Annotated in this window: 16 protein-coding genes; 7 read left to right on the plus strand and 9 right to left on the minus strand. The window is 73.1% G+C overall.

The features are described from left to right. Positions 1 to 35 precede the first annotated feature (35 nt). Together SNR22_RS02090 and SNR22_RS02095 are read left to right on the plus strand one after the other, a co-directional pair. Complete coding sequence (locus tag SNR22_RS02090) at positions 36 to 1,217, plus strand: acetoin utilization protein AcuC (RefSeq protein WP_320064614.1); 1,182 nt, start codon at positions 36 to 38, stop codon at positions 1,215 to 1,217. A 30-nt stretch (positions 1,218 to 1,247) separates the two neighbouring features. Continuing rightward, positions 1,248 to 3,806 (plus strand): GNAT family N-acetyltransferase, encoded by a 2,559-nt coding sequence (locus tag SNR22_RS02095; protein WP_320064616.1) that lies wholly within the window; start codon positions 1,248 to 1,250, stop codon positions 3,804 to 3,806. A gap of 123 nt (positions 3,807 to 3,929) precedes the next feature. Here the strand turns inward: SNR22_RS02095 and sigB are convergent, their stop codons facing one another. Next, positions 3,930 to 4,946, minus strand: a complete 1,017-nt coding sequence (gene sigB / locus SNR22_RS02100; RefSeq protein ID WP_413775571.1) for an RNA polymerase sigma factor SigB — start codon at positions 4,944 to 4,946, stop codon at positions 3,930 to 3,932. A 236-nt stretch (positions 4,947 to 5,182) separates the two neighbouring features. Here sigB and SNR22_RS02105 point away from each other — a divergent pair, with 236 nt between their 5' ends. Next, positions 5,183 to 5,971, plus strand: a complete 789-nt coding sequence (locus SNR22_RS02105) for a sporulation protein (RefSeq protein ID WP_320064617.1) — start codon at positions 5,183 to 5,185, stop codon at positions 5,969 to 5,971. Between the two features lie 95 nt (positions 5,972 to 6,066). Here the strand turns inward: SNR22_RS02105 and dtd are convergent, their stop codons facing one another. The 4 genes from dtd to SNR22_RS02125 form a co-directional block, all read right to left on the minus strand. Beyond that, entirely contained in the window at positions 6,067 to 6,489 is a 423-nt protein-coding gene (gene dtd / locus SNR22_RS02110) for a D-aminoacyl-tRNA deacylase (protein ID WP_320064619.1), read from the minus strand. After that, complete coding sequence (locus SNR22_RS02115; protein WP_320064621.1) at positions 6,489 to 7,973, minus strand: methyltransferase; 1,485 nt, start codon at positions 7,971 to 7,973, stop codon at positions 6,489 to 6,491. The genes dtd and SNR22_RS02115 overlap by 1 nt, the downstream gene beginning before the upstream one ends. 313 nt (positions 7,974 to 8,286) lie before the next feature. Next, entirely contained in the window at positions 8,287 to 8,598 is a 312-nt protein-coding gene (locus SNR22_RS02120) for a hypothetical protein (RefSeq protein WP_320064623.1), read from the minus strand. Positions 8,599 to 8,610: 12 nt separating this feature from the next. Then, positions 8,611 to 8,898 (minus strand): hypothetical protein, encoded by a 288-nt coding sequence (locus tag SNR22_RS02125; RefSeq protein WP_320064624.1) that lies wholly within the window; start codon positions 8,896 to 8,898, stop codon positions 8,611 to 8,613. A gap of 104 nt (positions 8,899 to 9,002) precedes the next feature. Here SNR22_RS02125 and SNR22_RS02130 point away from each other — a divergent pair, with 104 nt between their 5' ends. Next, positions 9,003 to 9,359: a DUF3099 domain-containing protein gene (locus tag SNR22_RS02130; RefSeq protein WP_320064941.1), complete on the plus strand. Its 357-nt coding sequence runs from the start codon at positions 9,003 to 9,005 to the stop codon at positions 9,357 to 9,359. Positions 9,360 to 9,452: 93 nt separating this feature from the next. Here SNR22_RS02130 and SNR22_RS02135 read toward each other — a convergent pair whose 3' ends face one another. Continuing rightward, complete coding sequence (locus SNR22_RS02135; protein WP_320064626.1) at positions 9,453 to 10,352, minus strand: carbohydrate kinase family protein; 900 nt, start codon at positions 10,350 to 10,352, stop codon at positions 9,453 to 9,455. After that, positions 10,349 to 11,281: a pseudouridine-5'-phosphate glycosidase gene (locus SNR22_RS02140; protein ID WP_320064628.1), complete on the minus strand. Its 933-nt coding sequence runs from the start codon at positions 11,279 to 11,281 to the stop codon at positions 10,349 to 10,351. The genes SNR22_RS02135 and SNR22_RS02140 overlap by 4 nt, the downstream gene beginning before the upstream one ends. 87 nt (positions 11,282 to 11,368) lie before the next feature. Between SNR22_RS02140 and SNR22_RS02145 the strand changes: the two genes are divergently transcribed. The 3 genes from SNR22_RS02145 (at position 11,369) to SNR22_RS02155 (ending at position 14,218) form a co-directional block, all read left to right on the plus strand. Next, positions 11,369 to 11,587, plus strand: coding sequence for a DUF3039 domain-containing protein (locus SNR22_RS02145; RefSeq protein WP_320064630.1), 219 nt, complete (start codon positions 11,369 to 11,371; stop codon positions 11,585 to 11,587). Between the two features lie 40 nt (positions 11,588 to 11,627). Beyond that, on the plus strand, positions 11,628 to 12,287 hold the full coding sequence (locus SNR22_RS02150) for a trimeric intracellular cation channel family protein (protein ID WP_320064632.1): 660 nt from the start codon (positions 11,628 to 11,630) through the stop codon (positions 12,285 to 12,287). A gap of 197 nt (positions 12,288 to 12,484) precedes the next feature. Next, positions 12,485 to 14,218 carry a DEAD/DEAH box helicase gene (locus SNR22_RS02155; protein ID WP_320064634.1) on the plus strand — a complete coding sequence of 578 codons (1,734 nt, stop codon included), beginning with the start codon at positions 12,485 to 12,487 and terminating at the stop codon, positions 14,216 to 14,218. Positions 14,219 to 14,542: 324 nt separating this feature from the next. Here the strand turns inward: SNR22_RS02155 and SNR22_RS02160 are convergent, their stop codons facing one another. Next, entirely contained in the window at positions 14,543 to 14,776 is a 234-nt protein-coding gene (locus SNR22_RS02160) for a hypothetical protein (protein ID WP_320064942.1), read from the minus strand. Between the two features lie 244 nt (positions 14,777 to 15,020). Further along, positions 15,021 to 16,595, minus strand: coding sequence for an RNA polymerase sigma factor (locus tag SNR22_RS02165; RefSeq protein WP_320064635.1), 1,575 nt, complete (start codon positions 16,593 to 16,595; stop codon positions 15,021 to 15,023). Positions 16,596 to 17,419: the final 824 nt, after the last annotated feature.

The raw sequence follows: 17,419 nt of genomic DNA on the forward strand, positions 1-17,419 counted from the left end.
CGGCCGCCCAGCCGCGCTCGTGCGACGATGAGCCCATGTCCGAGGACACGGTGGTGGTGTGGGACGAGGCTCTGCTCGCCTACGACATGGGTGACCATCCGCTCGACCCGGTCCGGGTGGAACTGACCGTCGCGCTCGCTCGCGAACTGGGCGTCCTCGACCGCCCCGGGGTGCGCGTGATCACGCCGGGGCCGGCCGACGACGCCCTGCTCACCCGGGTCCACGATCCGCGCTTCCTGGCCGCGGTGCGGGCCGCCCCCCGCGACCCGCTCTTCGCCGGCTTCGGCATGGGCACCTCGGACAACCCGGTCTTCGAGGGGATGCACGAGTCCAGCGCGCTGATCGCCGGTGCCACCGTGGCCGCCGCCGAGGCGGTCTGGCGGGGCGAGGCCCGGCGCGCGGTCAACGTGGCCGGGGGGCTACACCACGCGATGCCGGGCCGGGCCTCGGGCTTCTGCGTGTACAACGACCCCGCCGTGGCCATCGCCCGGCTGCTCGACCTCGGCGCGCAGCGCGTCGCGTACGTCGACGTGGACGTGCACCACGGCGACGGCGTGCAGGAGATCTTCTACCGCGACCCCCGGGTGCTCACGGTCAGCCTGCACGAGACCCCGCTCGCGCTCTTCCCCGGCACCGGGTTCCCCGACGAGACCGGCGGCCCCGGCGCGGCGGGCAGCGCCGTCAACGTCCCGCTGCCGCCGGGCGTCGACGACGCGGGCTGGCAGCGGGCGTTCTACGCGATCGTGCCGTCGGTGCTGCGCGCGTTCCGGCCGCAGATTCTCGTCACCCAGTGCGGGGCCGACGGGCACCGCGACGACCCCCTCGCCGACCTGCACCTCTCGGTGGACGGGCAGCGGGCCACCTACCTCGCCCTGCGGGCGCTCGCCGACGAGCTCTGCGAGGGCCGCTGGGTGGCCACCGGCGGCGGCGGGTACGCCCTCGTGGAGGTGGTGCCCCGCGCCTGGACCCACCTGCTGGCGGTGGCCACCGGCGATGCGATCGACCCGGCGACGCTGACCCCGCCGGGCTGGCGTCGCCTCGCCGCCGAGCGTCGCCCCGGCCGGGAGGTGCCGCTGCGGATGACCGACGGCGTCGACCCGACGTACCGGCCCTGGCAGCCGACCGGCGAGCCGAACTCGGTGGACCGGGCGATCGCGGCCAGTCGCAAGGCGGTGTTCCCCCTGCTGGGGCTCGACCCGCACGACCCGCGCGACTGAGCCGGCGCACCCAGTGAGGGGAGCGAGGCGGTGACCACTGCCGACCAGCCGGTGGACGTGCTGCTCAGCGACGGCACGACCGTCGCGCTGCGGCCGATCCGCCCGGACGACGCGCCGGGGATCGTGGCGATGCACGCCCGCTTCTCCGAGCGCACCCGCTATCTGCGCTACTTCTCGCCGTACCCGCGGATTCCGGAGCGGGACCTGCGCCGGTTCGTGGTGGTAGACCACCGGGATCGGGAGGCGTTCGTGGTGCTGGCCGCCGACCGGATCGTCGCCGTCGGCCGATACGAGCGGCTCGGCCCCGAGGCCCCCGAGGCCGAGGTGGCATTCGTGGTGGAGGACGCCTACCAGGGGCGGGGGATCGGCTCGGTGTTGCTGGAGCACCTGGCCGACGCCGCCCGTCGGACCGGGATCGTGCACTTCGTCGCAGAGGTGCTCCCGGCCAACGGGGCGATGCTGCGGGTCTTCGCCGACTTCGGTTACCAGGTCCAGCGCCAGTACGCCGACGGCGTGGTGCACCTCAGTTTCCCGATCGCCCCCACCGAGGCGACGTTGGAGGTGCAGCGCGGCCGGGAGCACCGCACCGAGGCCCGCTCCATCGCCCGGCTGCTGGCCCCCCGAGGGGTCGCCGTCTACGGCGCCAGCGCCACCGGGCAGGGTGTCGGCGCGGCCGTTCTCGGGCACCTGCGCGACGGCGGGTTCACCGGCGCGGTCGTGCCGGTGCATCCGAGCGCGACGACGGTGGCGGGGCTGCCCGCGTACCCGTCGGCCGTCGACGCCGACGCCGCGATCGACCTGGCGGTGGTCGTGGTGGCCCCGGAGGCGGTCGCCGAGGTGGTGGCCGACGCGGCGGCGGCGGGCGCGCACGGCCTGGTGGTGATCTCGGCCGGCTTCGCCGAGGCCGGCGCGTCGGGCGCGGCGGCCCAGCGGGCCCTGGTCCGCGCGGCGCACGCCGCCGGAATGCGGGTGGTCGGCCCGAACTGCCTCGGCGTGGCCAACACCCACGAGCAGGTACGCCTCAACGCCACCCTCGCCCCGGCGCTGCCCGCCCCCGGCCGGGTCGGGATCTTCAGTCAGTCCGGTGCGTTCGGGGTGGCGCTGCTCGCCGAGGCGCACCGGCGCGGCCTGGGCCTGTCCAGCTTCGTCTCGGCCGGCAACCGGGCCGACGTCTCCGGCAACGACCTGCTCCAGTACTGGCAGGACGACCCCGGTACCGACGTGATCATGTTGTACCTGGAAACCTTCGGCAACCCGCGCAAGTTCGCCCGGCTGGCCCGGCGGATCGGCCGGGACAAGCCCGTCGTGGCGCTCGCCTCGCCGGCCCGCCCGCCCGGGCTGAACGCCGATGCCCCCGGCCCGGACGCGGGCGCCGTCAGCGCCCTGTTCGCCCAGTCCGGCGTGATCCGGGTGGACACCGTCGCCGAGCTGCTCGACGTCGGCGTGCTGCTGGCCAACCAGCCGCTGCCGGCCGGCCGGCGGGTCGGCGTGGTGGGCAACTCCTCGGCGCTGACCGGGCTGGCCGCCACCGCCTGCGCCGCCCAGGGGCTCGCCGTGGCCGCCGGCTACCCGTCCGACGTCGGCCCCCGCGCCGGGGCGGCCGAGTTCGCCGCCGCCCTCGCCGCGACCGCCGCCGACAACGGCGTGGACGCCCTGATCGCGGTCTTCGCTCCGCCGTTGCCCGGGCAGCTCACCGACGCCGAGGCCGACTTCACCGCCGCCCTTCCCGGGGCGCTCGGTGCCGGCAAGCCGGTGGTGGCGACGTTCCTCGCCGGCCGGACCCCGGCCGGGGTGCCGGCGTACCCGAGCGTGGAGGAGGCGGTGCGGGCCCTGGGCCGGGTCGCCACGTACGCCGACTGGCTGCGCCGCCCGCCCGGCGCGCTGCCCGAGCTGCCCCGGATCGACCCGGCCACTGCGCAGGTCGCGCTGCGCTCCGACGGGGCCGACCCGGGGCGGCTGCTCGGCGCGTACGGGATCGACGTGGCGCCCTCCGCGCCGGCGCGCTCCGCCGACGAGGCGGTGGCCGCCGCCGGGGCGCTCGGGTACCCGGTGACGCTGAAGGCCGCCGCCCCGGGGCTGCGGCACCGCCTCGACCTCGGTGCGGTCCGCCTCGACCTCGCCGACTCCGCAGCGGTCCGCCGGGCGTACGCGGAGATGACGCCGGCCTTCGGCGCGGACGTCCTGGTGCAGGCGATGGTCCCGCCCGGCGTGTCCTGCGTGGTGGAGCTGGTGGAGGACCCGGCGTTCGGGCCGGTGGTCGGCTTCGGCCTCGGCGGCGTCGCCACCGAACTGCTCGGCGACCGAGCCTGGCGGGCGGTGCCGCTGACCGACTCGGACGCCGCCGAGCTGGTCGACGAGCCCCGGGCCGCGCCGCTGCTGCGCGGGCACCGGGGGGCCGCCCCGGTGGACCGGGCGGCCCTGGCCGAGCTGCTGCTGCGGGTGGGGCGGCTCGCCGACGAGCAGCCCCGGGTCCGCTCGCTCACCCTCAACCCGGTGCTGGCCCGCCCGGACGGCGTCTCCGTGCTACACGCCACCGTCCGTACCGGTGCGGCCAACGCCCGCCCCGACACCGGCCCCCGCCGCTTGTAAGGAAGGGCCCCTTGTTAACGCCTGCGGCATAGGAAGGGCACCTTCTTAACAGCACGAAGCCCGGCCTCGCACACGGCGGAGGGCCCCGGCGAACCGCCGGGGCCCTCCCTCATCCGCGCCCGCTCAGCAGGCGTACGCCTCCAGCCGCTGCGCCCGCTCCGGGTCACGCAGCTTGAGCAGCGTCACCTTCTCGATCTGCCGGATCCGCTCCCGGGACAGGCCGAACTCCTTGCCCACCTCGTCCAGGGTGCGCTGGCGGCCGTCGTCGAGGCCGAAGCGGAGCCGGATCACCGCCTGCTCCCGCTGGGACAGGGTGGCCAGCACGATGCGCACCTCCTTGCGCAGCTCCCCGTCGGCGGCGGTCTCGCCCGGCGTGACGGCCGGGTCCACGGCGGCGACGAAGTCACCGAGGGCGCTGTCGCCGTCCTCGCCGACGGCCTGGTCGAGGCTGACCGGCTCCCGGTCGTACGAGATCAGTTCGATGATCTGGAACTCGGGGACGCCCATGGCCCTGGCGACCTCGGCGACGATGGGCTCGCGGCCCAGCGTGACGGCCAGTTCGCGGCGGGCCCGGACCATCCGGTTGACCTGCTCGACCATGTGCACCGGGATGCGGATGGTGCGGGCCTGGTCGGCCATGGCCCGGGTGATCGCCTGCCGGATCCACCAGGTGGCGTACGTCGAGAACTTGAAGCCCTTGGTGTAGTCGAACTTCTCGACGGCCCGGATCAGGCCGAGGTTGCCCTCCTGGATCAGGTCCAGGAATGCCATCCCGCGGCCGGTGTACCGCTTGGCGATGCTGACGACGAGGCGGAGGTTCGCCTCGAGCAGGTGGTCCTTGGCCGCGCGGCCCTCGGCGACGATCAGCTTCAGATCGGCCCGCAGATCTGCGGAGACCGGCGTGCAGGTCGCCAGCTTCTCCTCGGCGAAGAGCCCGGCCTCGATCCGGCGGGACAGCTCCACCTCCTGGGCGGCGGTGAGCAGCTTGGTGCGACCGATGCCGTTGAGGTAGGCCCGGACCAGGTCCGTGGAGACGCCGCGCTCGTCGGTGGCGTCGAGGTCGGTCAGGGCGTCGGTGCCGAGTTCGGCATCGATGGTGAGGGCCGGGCCGATCTGGTTCTCGATCATCTGCAGGACCATCTCTGTCTCTCCCCGTGTCCACGTCGGTGCCGCGTCGCCGGCCCAGTGGTGCCGGTGACCCATACTCTGGCAACCGGGGCGTGAGGCGGGAGTGAGGCGATCGGGGAACCGACAGTGGATAGGGGATTGCCCCTGCCGCTTGCCGGCCCAGGCTACCGTGCCCCACGGTCGGCCGCCTGGGCCGGCCGCCTGGTCGGTCGCTGCTGCGGTCGACCCCGGAGAGGGTGGAGGGCATCGTGGTCTTCAAGCGGCTCATGCAGGCGATGGGCGTGGGCGGCCCGTCGGTGGAGACGGTCCTGGCGAATCCGAACTGCCGCCCGGGCGGGCAGTTGGAGGGCACCGTCCACGTGGCCGGCGGCGAACACCCGGTGGACGTCGAGTACGTCGCGCTGGGCCTGGTGACCCGGGTCGAGGTGGAGAGCGGTGATAGCGACTACGAGACCACCCAGGAGTTCCACCGCCGCCAGGTGACGGGGGCGTTCCGGCTGGAGGCAGGGCAGCGGTACGACGTGCCGTTCCGCTTCGACGTGCCGTGGGAGACGCCGCTCACCGAGCTGTACGGGCAGCACCTGCACGGCATGACGATGGGGCTGCGCACCGAGCTGGAGGTGGCCCGCGCGGTGGACAAGGGCGACCTGGATGCGGTGGCGGTGCACCCGCTGCCGGCCCAGGAGGCGCTGCTGGAGGCGCTGCTGCGGCTGGGCTTCCGGTTCGCCCGCGCCGACAACGAGCGCGGCCACATCTACGGGGCACGGCAGACCCTGCCGTTCTACCAGGAGATCGAGTTCTACCCGGCGCCCCAGTACGCCGGGGCGATCAACCAGCTTGAGGTCACCTTCATCACCGACCCGCAGCAGGTGCAGGTGGTGCTGGAGCTCGACAAGCGGGGCGGCGTGTTCACCGAGGGTCGGGACGCGTTCGGCCGCTTCACCGTCCCCCACGCCACGGCGCAGAACACGGACTGGGCTGCCCAACTGGATGCCTGGCTGCGCCAGTCCGTCCAACGCCGCGGCCTCTTCTTCTAACCACCCCCACCCCGGTTGATCAAGGAGTTGGCGGCAGCGTGGATCTCCACGGGCACCGCTAACTCCATGATCAACCGGGGTCGGAGTGGGGCGGGTCAGAGGTCCAGGAGGAGGGTGCGGGGGCCGATGTTGACGCTTTCGACGTGCATGTGGGCGCGGAATCGGCCCGTGGAGACCGTCGCTCCCCGGGCTTGCAGGGCCTCCACGACCGCCGTTATCAGGGGCTCCGCGATCTCGGCCGGAGCCGCCGCGGTCCAGCTCGGGCGTCGGCCCTTGCGGGCGTCGCCGTAGAGAGTGAACTGGCTGACCACCAGGAGCGGGGTACCGGTGTCCGCGGCGCTCCGCTCGTCGTCGAGGATGCGCAGCTCGTGGAGCTTGCGGGCCATGGTCTGCGCGACCTGGGGCGTGTCGGTGTGGGTGACCCCGAGCAGCACCAGCAGCCCGTCGGTGATCGCCCCGACAACCTCCCCGTCGACCGTGACGCTGGCCCGACCGACCGTCTGCACCACCGCCCGCATCAGGCGGTCACGGGCTCGATGATCCCGCGCTCCACCAGGTGCCCCACGATCGGGCCGGCCGCCTCGGCCAGCTCCTCCGGCGCCACGTCGTGGGCGATGGCGAGCAGGGCGAGCTGGTCACGCAGCGGCAGCCGGCCGTCCGCCCCGCCGACCAGGGCCAGCACCAGCGGGTCGATCTCCTCGGTCCAGCGCAGCCCGTGCGGCATGGCGAGGACCTGCCGGTCCACAGCCCAGCCCTCCTCGCCCATGGTGGCCTCCTGCCGCAGCTGGAGCCCCTCGGCGGCCCGGTAGCGCTCGGCGAGCAGGCCCTCGGTGTCGCGTACCCGCAGCCAGTCCTGGCGGTCGAACCAGGCGGCGACCTGGTCGCCCATCGGCGGCTGCACCCGTTGCCGCAGGTCCTCCACCCGGACCACCGGGTCGGCGTGGCCGGTACGGCGCAACGAGACGATGCCGAAGCCGATCGCCTCCACCTTGTGGGCGTCGAACCAGTCCAGCCAGGCAGCCATCCGGTGCGGGTCGGCGGCCTCGCCCACGTCGGTCAGCCACAGGTTGACGTACGCCATCGGGTCGGCGACCTCGCGTTGGATGACCCAGGCGTCCAGGCCGGTGCCGGCGAACCAACCGGCCACCCGCTCGCCCCAGTCCTCGCCGGCGACGTGCACCCAGTTCGCCAGGTACTGCATGGTGCCGCCCTCGGTGAGCAGGCCCGGGGCAGCGGCGGCCAGCTCGGCGCCGATCGCGTCACCGACCCGGCCCGAGTCCCGGTAGACGTGGGTGGTGGTGCCGGGGCCGACCACGAACGGCGGATTGCTGACCACCAGGTCGAACCGGCGGCCGGCGACCGGGGCGACCATGTCGCCGCGCAGCAGTTCCCAGTCCTGGCCGTTGAGCGCGGCGGTGGTGGCGGCGAAGCGCAGCGCCCGCTCGGAAACGTCGGTGGCGGTGACCCGGCGGGCATGGGTCGACAGGTGCAGCGCCTGCACCCCGGAGCCGGTGCCCAGGTCCAGCGCGGTATCCACCGGCCGGCGGACGGCCGCCCCGATCAGCGTCTGGGTCGCCCCGCCGATGCCGAGCACATGCTCGGAGTGCAGCGGCCGGCCCGGCCGGGAGCTGGCCGGAAGGTCGGCGAGGACCCACCAGTCGTCCTCGTACGGCTCCAGGTCCACCCCGGCGCGCAGGCCGTCGCCGTGTCGCTCGATCAGGCCCCCGGCCAGCGCCTCGGCGACGGTCAGCGGGGCGAGCGCGGCGGCCACCGTGGCTTCCGGCTCGGTCTGGTCGCAGATGAACACCCGGATCAGCGTGCCGAGCGCATCCCGGTCCTCGGTGGCGCGCAGCGCGGCCCGGAAGTCGTTGCGGGCCATCCCGCCGGTGGCCTGCGAGCCGAGCCGGGCGGCGATCCCGTTCGAGGTGTACGCGGCGCGGGCCAGCGCCGTCCGGAGCGCCTCGACGCCGGCAGGGGAGAGCAGCATGTCGTGTTCGTCCACGTTGCCATCCTGCCTCCCGCCCCGAGGGCGCCTGTCACCACCCGGCTGTTCGCGTGGCGTACGGGGCACGGCACTCCCGGAGTTTCGGCGTCGCGACGGGCCGTGGTGCCGGCAGGCAGGATGGACGGGCATGACCCTCTCGCTGCCCATCGACCCCGAGGCCAACCGGTTGCTGAGGCGTAGCCCGCTGGCCCTGATCCGGTGCCGGCGGGTTCGTCGAGCCGGTCAGGCGACGACAACGACGGGTGGGCGACGGCGGAGGACGTGCGGGGCGGCCTAGGCCGGGGCGGGGCTCAGGCGACGGCGGGCGGGCTCAGGCGGCAGTGGGGCGGGAGAGCGCGGCGAGGGCGCGTCGGACGTCGGCCAGCGAGACCGTCGCCGAGTCGTCCAGCTCGGCCAGGCCGGCGTCGATCCACTGCCGCATCAGGGTGGTCACCCCGATGCCGCGGGCGTCGGCGGCCGCCCGCACCCGTTCGTACGTCTCCAGCGGCAGCCGTACGGAGCGGCTGACCATCGGCACGTCGGTGTCGGGCGTGGGCAGTTCCACCGGATGGCTGGAGTCGATCAGCTCCGCGAGCCGGTCGTCGCCGCTGTGGAACTGCTTGGTCGCGTCGTTGCGGTTCATCGCCACGCCTCCTCATCGGCGGGATCCCCGGACGGCCTCGTCGTAGCGCTTCGCCTCGACGTCGCTCAGTTCCCGGGCGGACAGGACGTCCCAGTCGTTGTCGGCGCCGTCAGCCTCGGCGAGCAGCACGGCCAGCCGCCGGCCGCGCCGGGCCGTGGCGTAGACCACCATCACGTCGTCGCCGAGGTGCCGGATGACCCGTCTCGGGCTGTGCAGGGCCTCCCAGACCTCGCCGGGGGTGACGTCGTAGACGCGCAGGTTGGCCAACGCCTCGTCGGTGAAGCTGAACCGGCTACCCACCGGCGGAGCGTACCACGCACGTAACACGAGCAGGAATGAGTCGATTTTCGCCGATCAGCGGCAGGGAGTGACAGGATGAGCCCAATCCCTCTTGGAGGTGCGTGGTGAAGCGTCAGGCGTACCAACCGATCCTGATCACCGACGCGGCCCGCAGCCAGGGCGATCAGCTGAACAGCCGGCAGCGGCGCTACGTCGTGATGATGGGCGTCCGGGTGGCCTGCGTGATCGTCGGCGCGATCCTGGTCGGCGCGCAGCCGCCTCTGCTCTGGCTCTGGCTGTCGCTGTGCGGCGTCGGGATGGTGCTCATCCCGTGGCTGGCGGTGCTGCTGGCCAACGACCGGCCGCCGAAGGAAGAGCATCGGCTGGCCAACCGGTTCCACTCCCGACACCGGGACGAGGCCCCGCCGATGAGCCTGGCCGCCGAAGAGCGGCCCCACAGGGTCATCGACGTCGAGCCCTGACCGACCCCCCGATCACCGGAGGCCGTCCCCGCCCCATCGGGCCCGGCCCCCACCCCCGCAAACCCACCCCACCCTGGCCGGGCGGGGTGGGGATCAGGTTGTTGGGCGGGCGCCGATTGCGGAGACGGCCAGTGCGCCGAGGTCGCCGGCGCGGTCCAGCGCCGAGCGGGGGTCGGCCCCGGCCAGCCAGGCCGACAGCAGCCCGGCCGCGAAGGCGTCCCCGGCTCCGGTGACGTCGGCCACGACCACCCGCCGCGACGGGGCGACGCTCACCGTCGCCGTCCGGTCTGCCCAGACCGCCCCGGCCGCGCCCCGCTTGACCACCACCCGGCGGGCCGTCGCCGACAGCGCCCGGGCCTGCGCCGCCGGGTCCAGCCCACCGGCCAGCACGGCCGCCTCGTCGGCATTGACCAGGAGCAGGTCGATGTCGCGTACCCAGGACAGGAAGGCCGCCGCGCCGACCCGCCGCAGCGGCGCCGCGGACGCCGCGTCGACGCTGGTGGTGAGCCCCCGTTCGCGCGCCACGGCCAGCGCGCGCAGCCCGGCCCCCCGCGACTCGGCGTCGAGCAGGCAGTACGCGGACAGATGCAGGTGCCGCGCGTCGGCCGCCCCGACCAGGGCCTCCTCCACGTGCCCGGCGGTCAGCCGCAGGTTCGCCCCCCGCTCAGTGATCATCGTGCGTTCCCCGTCGCCGGCGAGCACGATGACCGTGCCGGTGGCGGAACCGGCCTGCCGATCGATCGCGCAGTCGACGCCGGCCCGCTGGAGTTCGGCGATCCGGTCGCGCCCCGCGTCATCGTCCCCGACCGCGCCGATCATGGTCACCGGGACGCCCTGGGCGGCGAGCCAGGCGGCGGTGTTGGCCGCTTGGCCGCCGCCGCTGACCCGGATGGTGGCCGGGGAGTCCGAGCCGGTGGCGAGGGGTCCGCCGAGCACCGCGACGACGTCGGTGATCAGGTCGCCGACGACGACGATCCGAGCCGGACCGGTCATGCGGCGGAGGCGCTGAGGTCCGCCGCGGCCACCGCGATCCGGGCGGCGAGGTCGGCGTTGCGCAGGATGATCCGCACGTTCACCGCGAGGCTGGCCCCGGAGGTGGCGGAGTGGAAGTGGGACAGCAGGTAGGGGGTCACGGCCTTGCCGGTGATTCCGTCGCGTTCCAGCAGGGCCAGCCCCTCGGCCAGCGTCCGGTCGTGCAGGGCCGGCTCGAGCTGCTCGTCGACCGGGAGCGGGTTGGCCACGATCAGGCCCCCGCCGTGCACGTCGTGGCCGGCCCGGGCGGCCAGCACGTCGGCGACCTGCTCGGGGGAGTCGACCGACCAGTCCAGGTCGAAGCCGGAGTCGTTGAGGTAGAAGCCGGGGAACCGTCGGGTGCGGTAGCCGACCACGGTGATGCCGAGGGTCTCCATCCGCTCCAGGGTGGCCCCGACGTCGAGGATCGACTTGACCCCGGCGCAGACCACCGCGATCGGGGTACGGGCCAGGGTGACCAGGTCGGCGGACTCGTCGAAGGTCTGCGTGGCCTCCCGGTGCACCCCGCCCAGCCCGCCGGTGGCGAAGACCCCGATCCCGGTCGCGGCGGCCACCGCGCTGGTGGCGGCGACCGTGGTGGCGCCGTCCGCCCCGGTCGCAGCGGCCACCGCGAGGTCGCGCACGGAGAGCTTGCTCACTCCGTCGACGGTGGCGAGCCGGGTCAGCTCCGCGTCGTCGAGTCCCACCACGAGCCGGCCGGCGATCATGCCGATGGTCGCCGGGACCGCCCCGGCGTCGCGGACCGCCTGCTCGATCTCGCGGGCCACCCGCAGGTTGTCCGGCCTGGGAAGACCGTGGGAGACGATGGTGCTTTCCAGGGCGACAACCGGACGACGGTCGCGCAGGGCGTCGGCCACCTCGGCGCCGAGGCAAATGCGGAAGCTGTTCACATCCGTCACGGTACGGGCCGTCCCTGGGTGGCCTGCGGTGGACCCGGTCCGAGGGACCTGCCAAACTGGAAAGTCGGAGGTGTAGAAGTGAGCACTGAGGTTCTCGAACGTCCGGAGCTGAAGGACGCCGACACCGGTCCCGAGATGTTCCACTACGTCCGCAAGGACAAGATCGCCGAAAGTGCCGTGATGGGCACATTCGTGATCGCGCTCTGCGGCGAGAAGTTCCCGGTGACCAAAGCGGCCAAGCCGGGCTCCCCGGTCTGCCCCAAGTGCAAGGAGATTTTCGACTCCTGGGGCGGGTGAGCGTGGGCGGTCCTCCCTGCCGTCCACGTAACCTTCTGCGGTGACCACCTCGACCGCCCTGCTCCTCGCGGATCTGACCGGCGTGGCGGTCTTCGCCGCCTCCGGGGCTTCCGCGGCGGTGGCCAAACGGCTCGACCTGTTTGGTGTCGCCTTTGTCGGTTTTGTCGCCGCGCTCGGCGGTGGGATCTTCCGCGATCTGGTCATCGACGAGGTACCCCCGCTGGCCTTCGCCGACTGGCGGTACGCCGCCGTCGCCGCGGTGGCCGCCGCCGCCGTGTTCTGGCTGCATCCCCAACTCGTCCGGCTGCGTACCACCGTGCTGGTGCTGGACGCCGCCGGCCTCGCGCTGTTCACCGTGACCGGCACGCTCAAGGCGCTCGACGCCCAGGTGCCGCCGGTCGGGGCCTGCCTCATCGGCATGCTCACCGCCATCGGCGGTGGGCTCGGCCGGGACCTGCTGACCGGCGAGATCCCCGTGGTGCTGCGCCGGGAGATCTACGCGGTGGCCGCGCTCGTCGGCTCGATCGGGGTGGCGGCACTCGACGCGTTCGGCCACGCCGACGCGGCCGGGCTGACCGTCGTCGCCGTCGGTGTCTTCGCGCTGCGCCTGGTGTCGCTGCGGCGACGCTGGTCCGCCCCGGTGGCCACGATGCGTCCGCCCCGCACCGGCACGCGTGGCCCAGCCCCTCGCCCACGGTGAGGAGGGGGCAGCCGTTCGTGACGGCACTCGGGGGTGCCCGAGGCGCTCAGCGTGGCGTCGCCTGGGCCGCCCGGCCCGAGCTGGTTATGCTGATTCGGCCTTCGCAGCATCCGATGCGCGAGGGCCTTTTCGTGGGCGGCGGAACCCGTGGCCCTCAGCCGGGGTCGCCGTCGTGCGGTCGGAGAGGAGCCTGACGCGTGGCAGCCCGGACGCCGGTACTCGCGACGTTTCCATCCCTGCGTTCCTGGCAGCGCAAGGCGCTGGTGGAGTACCTGCGACGACGCACCGAGGACTTCACCGCGGTCGCCACCCCGGGGGCCGGCAAGACCACCTTCGCCCTACGGATCGCCGCCGAGCTGCTCGCTGACGGGACCGTCGAGGCGGTCACCGTGGTCGCTCCCACCGAGCACCTGAAGACCCAGTGGTCCGAGGCGGCGGCCCGGGTCGGCATCCAGCTCGACTCGGCGTTCCGCAACGCCGATCTGCATTCCTCGGCCGACTTCCACGGGGCCGTGGTCACCTACGCCCAGGTCGGGATGGCGCCCCAGGTGCACCGACGGCGCACCATGACCCGGCGCACCCTGGTCATCCTCGATGAGATCCACCACGCCGGCGACTCCCGTACCTGGGGCGATGGGGTGAAATCGGCATTCGAACCCGCCGTACGCCGGCTGATGCTCACCGGCACCCCGTTCCGCTCCGACGACAATCCGATCCCGTTCGTCACCTACGAGCGGGGCGGTGACGGACTGCTCCGTTCCCGCGCCGACTCCGTGTACGGCTACGCCGAGGCGCTGCGCGACGGCGTGGTCCGGCCGGTGCTCTTCCTGGCGTACTCGGGGGAGACCCGGTGGCGGACGAACGCCGGCGAGGAGCTGGCCGCCCGGCTGGGCGAGCCGATGACCCAGGACCTCGTCGCCCAGGCCTGGCGTACCGCGCTGGACCCGGCCGGTGACTGGATGCCGCAGGTACTGCGGGCCGCCGACGCCCGACTGACCGTGCTTCGCAACGCCGGGATGGCCGACGCCGGTGGGTTGATCATCGCCAGCGATCAGCAGACCGCCCGCTCGTACGCGAAGCTGATCGAGCAGCTGACCGGCGAGCGGGCGACGGTGGTGCTCTCCGACGACCAGGGCGCCTCCGCCCGGATTGCGACGTTCGGGGCGTCCGAGCAGCGGTGGCTGGTCGCCGTCCGGATGGTCTCCGAGGGCGTCGACATCCCCCGGCTCGCGGTCGGCGTCTACGCCACCAGCGCCAGCACGCCGCTCTACTTCGCCCAGGCCATCGGCCGGTTCGTCCGGGCCCGCCGCACCGGGGAGACCGCGTCGGTCTTTCTGCCCAGCGTGCCGCACCTGCTCGGGCTGGCCAGTGAGATGGAGGCCGAGCGGGACCACGTGCTCGGCAAGCCGAAGGACCGCGAGGGCTTCGACGACGAGCTGCTGGAGCGCGCCCAGCGCGACGACCAGGCCAGCGGGGAGTTGGAGAAGCGGTTCTTGGCCCTCTCCGCCACGGCCGAGCTGGACCAGGTGATCTTCGAGGGCGCGTCCTTCGGCACCGCCGCGCAGGCCGGCACGCCGGAGGAGGAGGAGTACCTGGGCCTGCCGGGCCTGCTCACTGCCGACCAGGTCTCCCTGCTGCTCACCAAGCGGCAGGCCGAGCAGTTGGCGGCCCAGCGCCGTCGCGTCGCCGAGCGGGTCGCTGAGCCGGCCGCTACGGTCCCGGCAGCGCCTCCGCCACCGATGAGCACCGCGCAGCGGCGGGTGGCGCTCCGGCGGCAGCTGAACGCCCTCGTGGCAGCCCGGCACCACCGCACCGGGCTGCCGCACGGCAAGATCCACGCCGAGCTGCGCCGTCTTTGCGGCGGTCCCCCGAGCGCCCAGGCCACCATCGAGCAGCTCGAGGAACGCATCGCCACGGTCCAGACCCTCTGACCCGTACCGGTGGGCGCGTCGTCGGTATGACCACGCCGCCCCCGACCACTCCGCCGGCGGCTATCCGGCCCAGGGCGATCAGGGCGGCGGCGGCCGGATCGGAAGGCGCGCTGGCCGGGTCCTGGTCATCGCCTCCGCCGGGCGCGCTCAGGCGGGTCCGGCTCGTCCGGCCAGCCCCGCACCCCGCCGCCCGCACTTTGTACCTGCGTGCCGTGGTGGCCCGTAGGCGTGGCGTCCGGAATCGTGGCCGGAAGTACCGAAAAGCCGGCCGGACGGCCCCATGGGGGCTGTCCGGCCGGCTATGTCGATCTGGGTCCTGCGGGTTCAGTTCGCCATCAGTTCGGCACCACGCCAGCTGAACTCGGGGTCCGTCGCGAACCGGACGGTGATCTTTACTAGATCCTCCGCGTACTTGTTCGCGTGGTGCCCACAGAACACCAGCTCACTCCCGCCCGCCAGAGTGATACGGAGCTTGCCGGCAGCGTTGCAGCGGTCGCACCGTTCATCGGCGGCTGGGGGAGCCACCGTCTCGGGCGGCGGCGTGAGGGTCGGGGTCATCGCCTTCCTCCTCTGGTCGTCACCGATGAACACTCTCTTCGGTCGTTGCTCACCTATCGTGCAACACCCAGCTCGGGTCTTGCCTTCCCTGAGTGCCCGCGGGGGACCAGGGTCACACATGGAAGCAACAGTGTGCCGTGCACCAAGGGTGCCACGTCAACGATCACAATCGTGCAACCGGTCGATCACCATCGGGTGTTGTACGTCTGGTGATCAAACCGACACTACTTGTTGACGAAATCCCTCAGTCCAGGTAGTCACGGAGAACCTGTGAACGGGACGGGTGACGCAGCTTGGACATCGTCTTCGACTCGATCTGCCGGATTCGCTCCCGGGTCACCCCGTAGACCTGGCCGATCTCGTCCAGCGTGCGCGGCTGGCCGTCGGTCAGACCGAAGCGGAGCCGGACGACGCCCGCCTCGCGCTCGGAGAGCGTCTGCAGCACCTGCTGGAGCTGGTCCTGCAGCAGCGAGAAGGAGACGGCGTCGACCGCGACGACTGCCTCCGAGTCCTCGATGAAGTCGCCGAGCTGGCTGTCGCCCTCGTCGCCGATGGTCTGATCGAGCGAGATGGGCTCCCGAGCGTACTGCTGGATCTCCAGCACCTTTTCGGGTGTGATGTCCATCTCTTTGGCCAGTTCCTCCGGGGTGGGCTCGCGGCCCAGGTCCTGGAGCAACTCACGCTGGATGCGGCCGAGCTTGTTGATGACCTCGACCATGTGCACCGGGATGCGGATGGTGCGGGCCTGGTCGGCCATGGCCCGGGTGATCGCCTGCCGGATCCACCAGGTGGCGTACGTGGAGAACTTGTAGCCCTTGGTGTAGTCGAACTTCTCGACGGCCCGGATCAGGCCGAGGTTGCCCTCCTGGATCAGGTCCAGGAATGCCATCCCGCGGCCCGTGTAGCGCTTGGCCAGCGACACCACCAGGCGGAGGTTGGCCTCCAACAGGTGGTTCTTCGCCCGCTCGCCGTCGCGGGAGATCCAGCCCAGGTCGCGGAACATCTCGCGGGTGAGCTTCTCCCCGACCTCGTCGGCGGCGCGCAGCTGCTCGGCGGCGTAGAGGCCGGCCTCGATCCGCTTGGCGAGCTCCACCTCCTGCTCGGCGTTGAGCAGGGGCACCTTGCCGATCTGCTTCAGGTAGGCCCGGACGGAGTCGGCGGAGGCGGTCAGCTCGGCATCGCGACGAGCCTGCTTGAGCGCCTCGGACTCCTCGTCGTCCCACTCGAAGTCGTTGTCGGTGGCCGAGCTCGCGGCGTCGGCTGCGGCGGCCCGGGCCAACTCGGCCGGCTCCTCGACCACCACGTCCTCGACCTCGGCGGCGAGCGCCTCCGGATCGATGTCACCCTCGGCCTTGGCGGGCTTGCCGTTGGCCCCGGCGACGGTTGCCTTGGTGGCCCGGGTGGCTTTCGCGACCTTCGCCGGCACGGCAGCCTTGGCCACCGTATCCGTCGTGGCCTTGCGCGCGGCGGCCTTGCGGGGCGCCGGTGCGGAGGCGTCGTCGGCCCCTGCTGCCTGCTTCGGGGCCGGCGCGGCGGCCTTCTTGGTGGTCTTGGCGGTGGTGGCCCGCGACGCCGGGGTGGCGGACCGGGCGGCGGCGACCCGGCGGCGGGTGCCGACCGAGCCGTCCACGACCACGGTCACTCCTGCTTCCGCGAGCGCGCGCAGGATCTTCTTGGCCTGGGCCGGAGTCACCTCGGCGGACTCGACGGTGCGCGCGAGCTGGGCCGACGTGAGCTGCCCGCCCGCGCTCTGCGCGTGGGCGATCAGGGTGTCGGTGAGCGAGCGAACGTCGGCGCCGGTCTGGCGGGGTTCTGTCACGAATGACCTTCCGGAGGCGAAGAGCGAGCACGGCCGGGTTGCCCGGCACAGCGTGGGGCACGGTGCCAGACGATGTGGTTGAGGGACCCCCATGTCCCGGGCCCGCCTGTCGTTGGCGGCCCGTGGCACGTGGGCAGGGGTGAATTGTAACGCCGTCCGCCACGATCATCCTGCGCCGCACGGCGTACCGGCGGCCGGGACCGCAGTTTCGGCGCAGATGTGGACTTACGAATGATGGTACCGGCGGGCGATGCGGGGATTCCACCTGCCGAGGTCGGTGGCGAGCGGGCCCCCGAAATGCCGGTTGAGCGGCGGGTGCCGGGGCGGCGAGGCGGGCGGCGAGGGCCCCCGGGCGCCACCGGCCCGATCCGGTACGTCGGCGGTGCGAGTGGAGCCGGGTATGCGAGGGGTGCGGCGTGGATCGCGTGGCCGGCCCGCCGGGCACGTCGATCAGGTGGGCGAGGCGCCGAATTTGCCGGTGCGAGGGAGCGGGCCCGGGGCCGCTCGGCGGCAGCGGCTCCGCGGAGCGCGGTGGCGGAGGCGAGCGTCGACGCCGCGGACGGAGAAATAGGCACTTAGCAGATATTACCAACTGCAACCGGACTTGCCGGTCGAATTCTGTCCTTAAGGTGCAGAGGGTGTGGTGGCGTCCGTCACCGCACCCGTTTCCCGATGATGCCCGCGCCGACCACCAGGGATGATCAAGACCACAGTTGCATGAGAATGTGTCAATGCCCAAGCTCGCCTCCCCGGTGGTGGGGCCGGGCCGGCCGAGCCCGCGCAGGGGCGGCGCTGTTCTGCGACCGCCCGCCCGACCGGCGTTT

This window comes from Micromonospora sp. RTGN7 (assembly GCF_033804645.1).
GTDB lineage: Bacteria > Actinomycetota > Actinomycetes > Mycobacteriales > Micromonosporaceae > Micromonospora.

What these genes read in the sequence shown, in the direction of transcription:
- sigB (WP_413775571.1), bottom strand. Translation starts at nt 4,946, where the DNA reads ATGGTCCTGCAGATGATCGAGAACCAGATCGGCCCGGCCCTCACCATC.
- SNR22_RS02160 (WP_320064942.1), bottom strand. Translation starts at nt 14,776, where the DNA reads ATGACCCCGACCCTCACGCCGCCGCCCGAGACGGTGGCTCCCCCAGCC.
- SNR22_RS02135 (WP_320064626.1), bottom strand. Translation starts at nt 10,352, where the DNA reads ATGACCGGTCCGGCTCGGATCGTCGTCGTCGGCGACCTGATCACCGAC.
- SNR22_RS02090 (WP_320064614.1), top strand. Translation starts at nt 36, where the DNA reads ATGTCCGAGGACACGGTGGTGGTGTGGGACGAGGCTCTGCTCGCCTAC.
- dtd (WP_320064619.1), bottom strand. Translation starts at nt 6,489, where the DNA reads ATGCGGGCGGTGGTGCAGACGGTCGGTCGGGCCAGCGTCACGGTCGAC.
- SNR22_RS02120 (WP_320064623.1), bottom strand. Translation starts at nt 8,598, where the DNA reads ATGAACCGCAACGACGCGACCAAGCAGTTCCACAGCGGCGACGACCGG.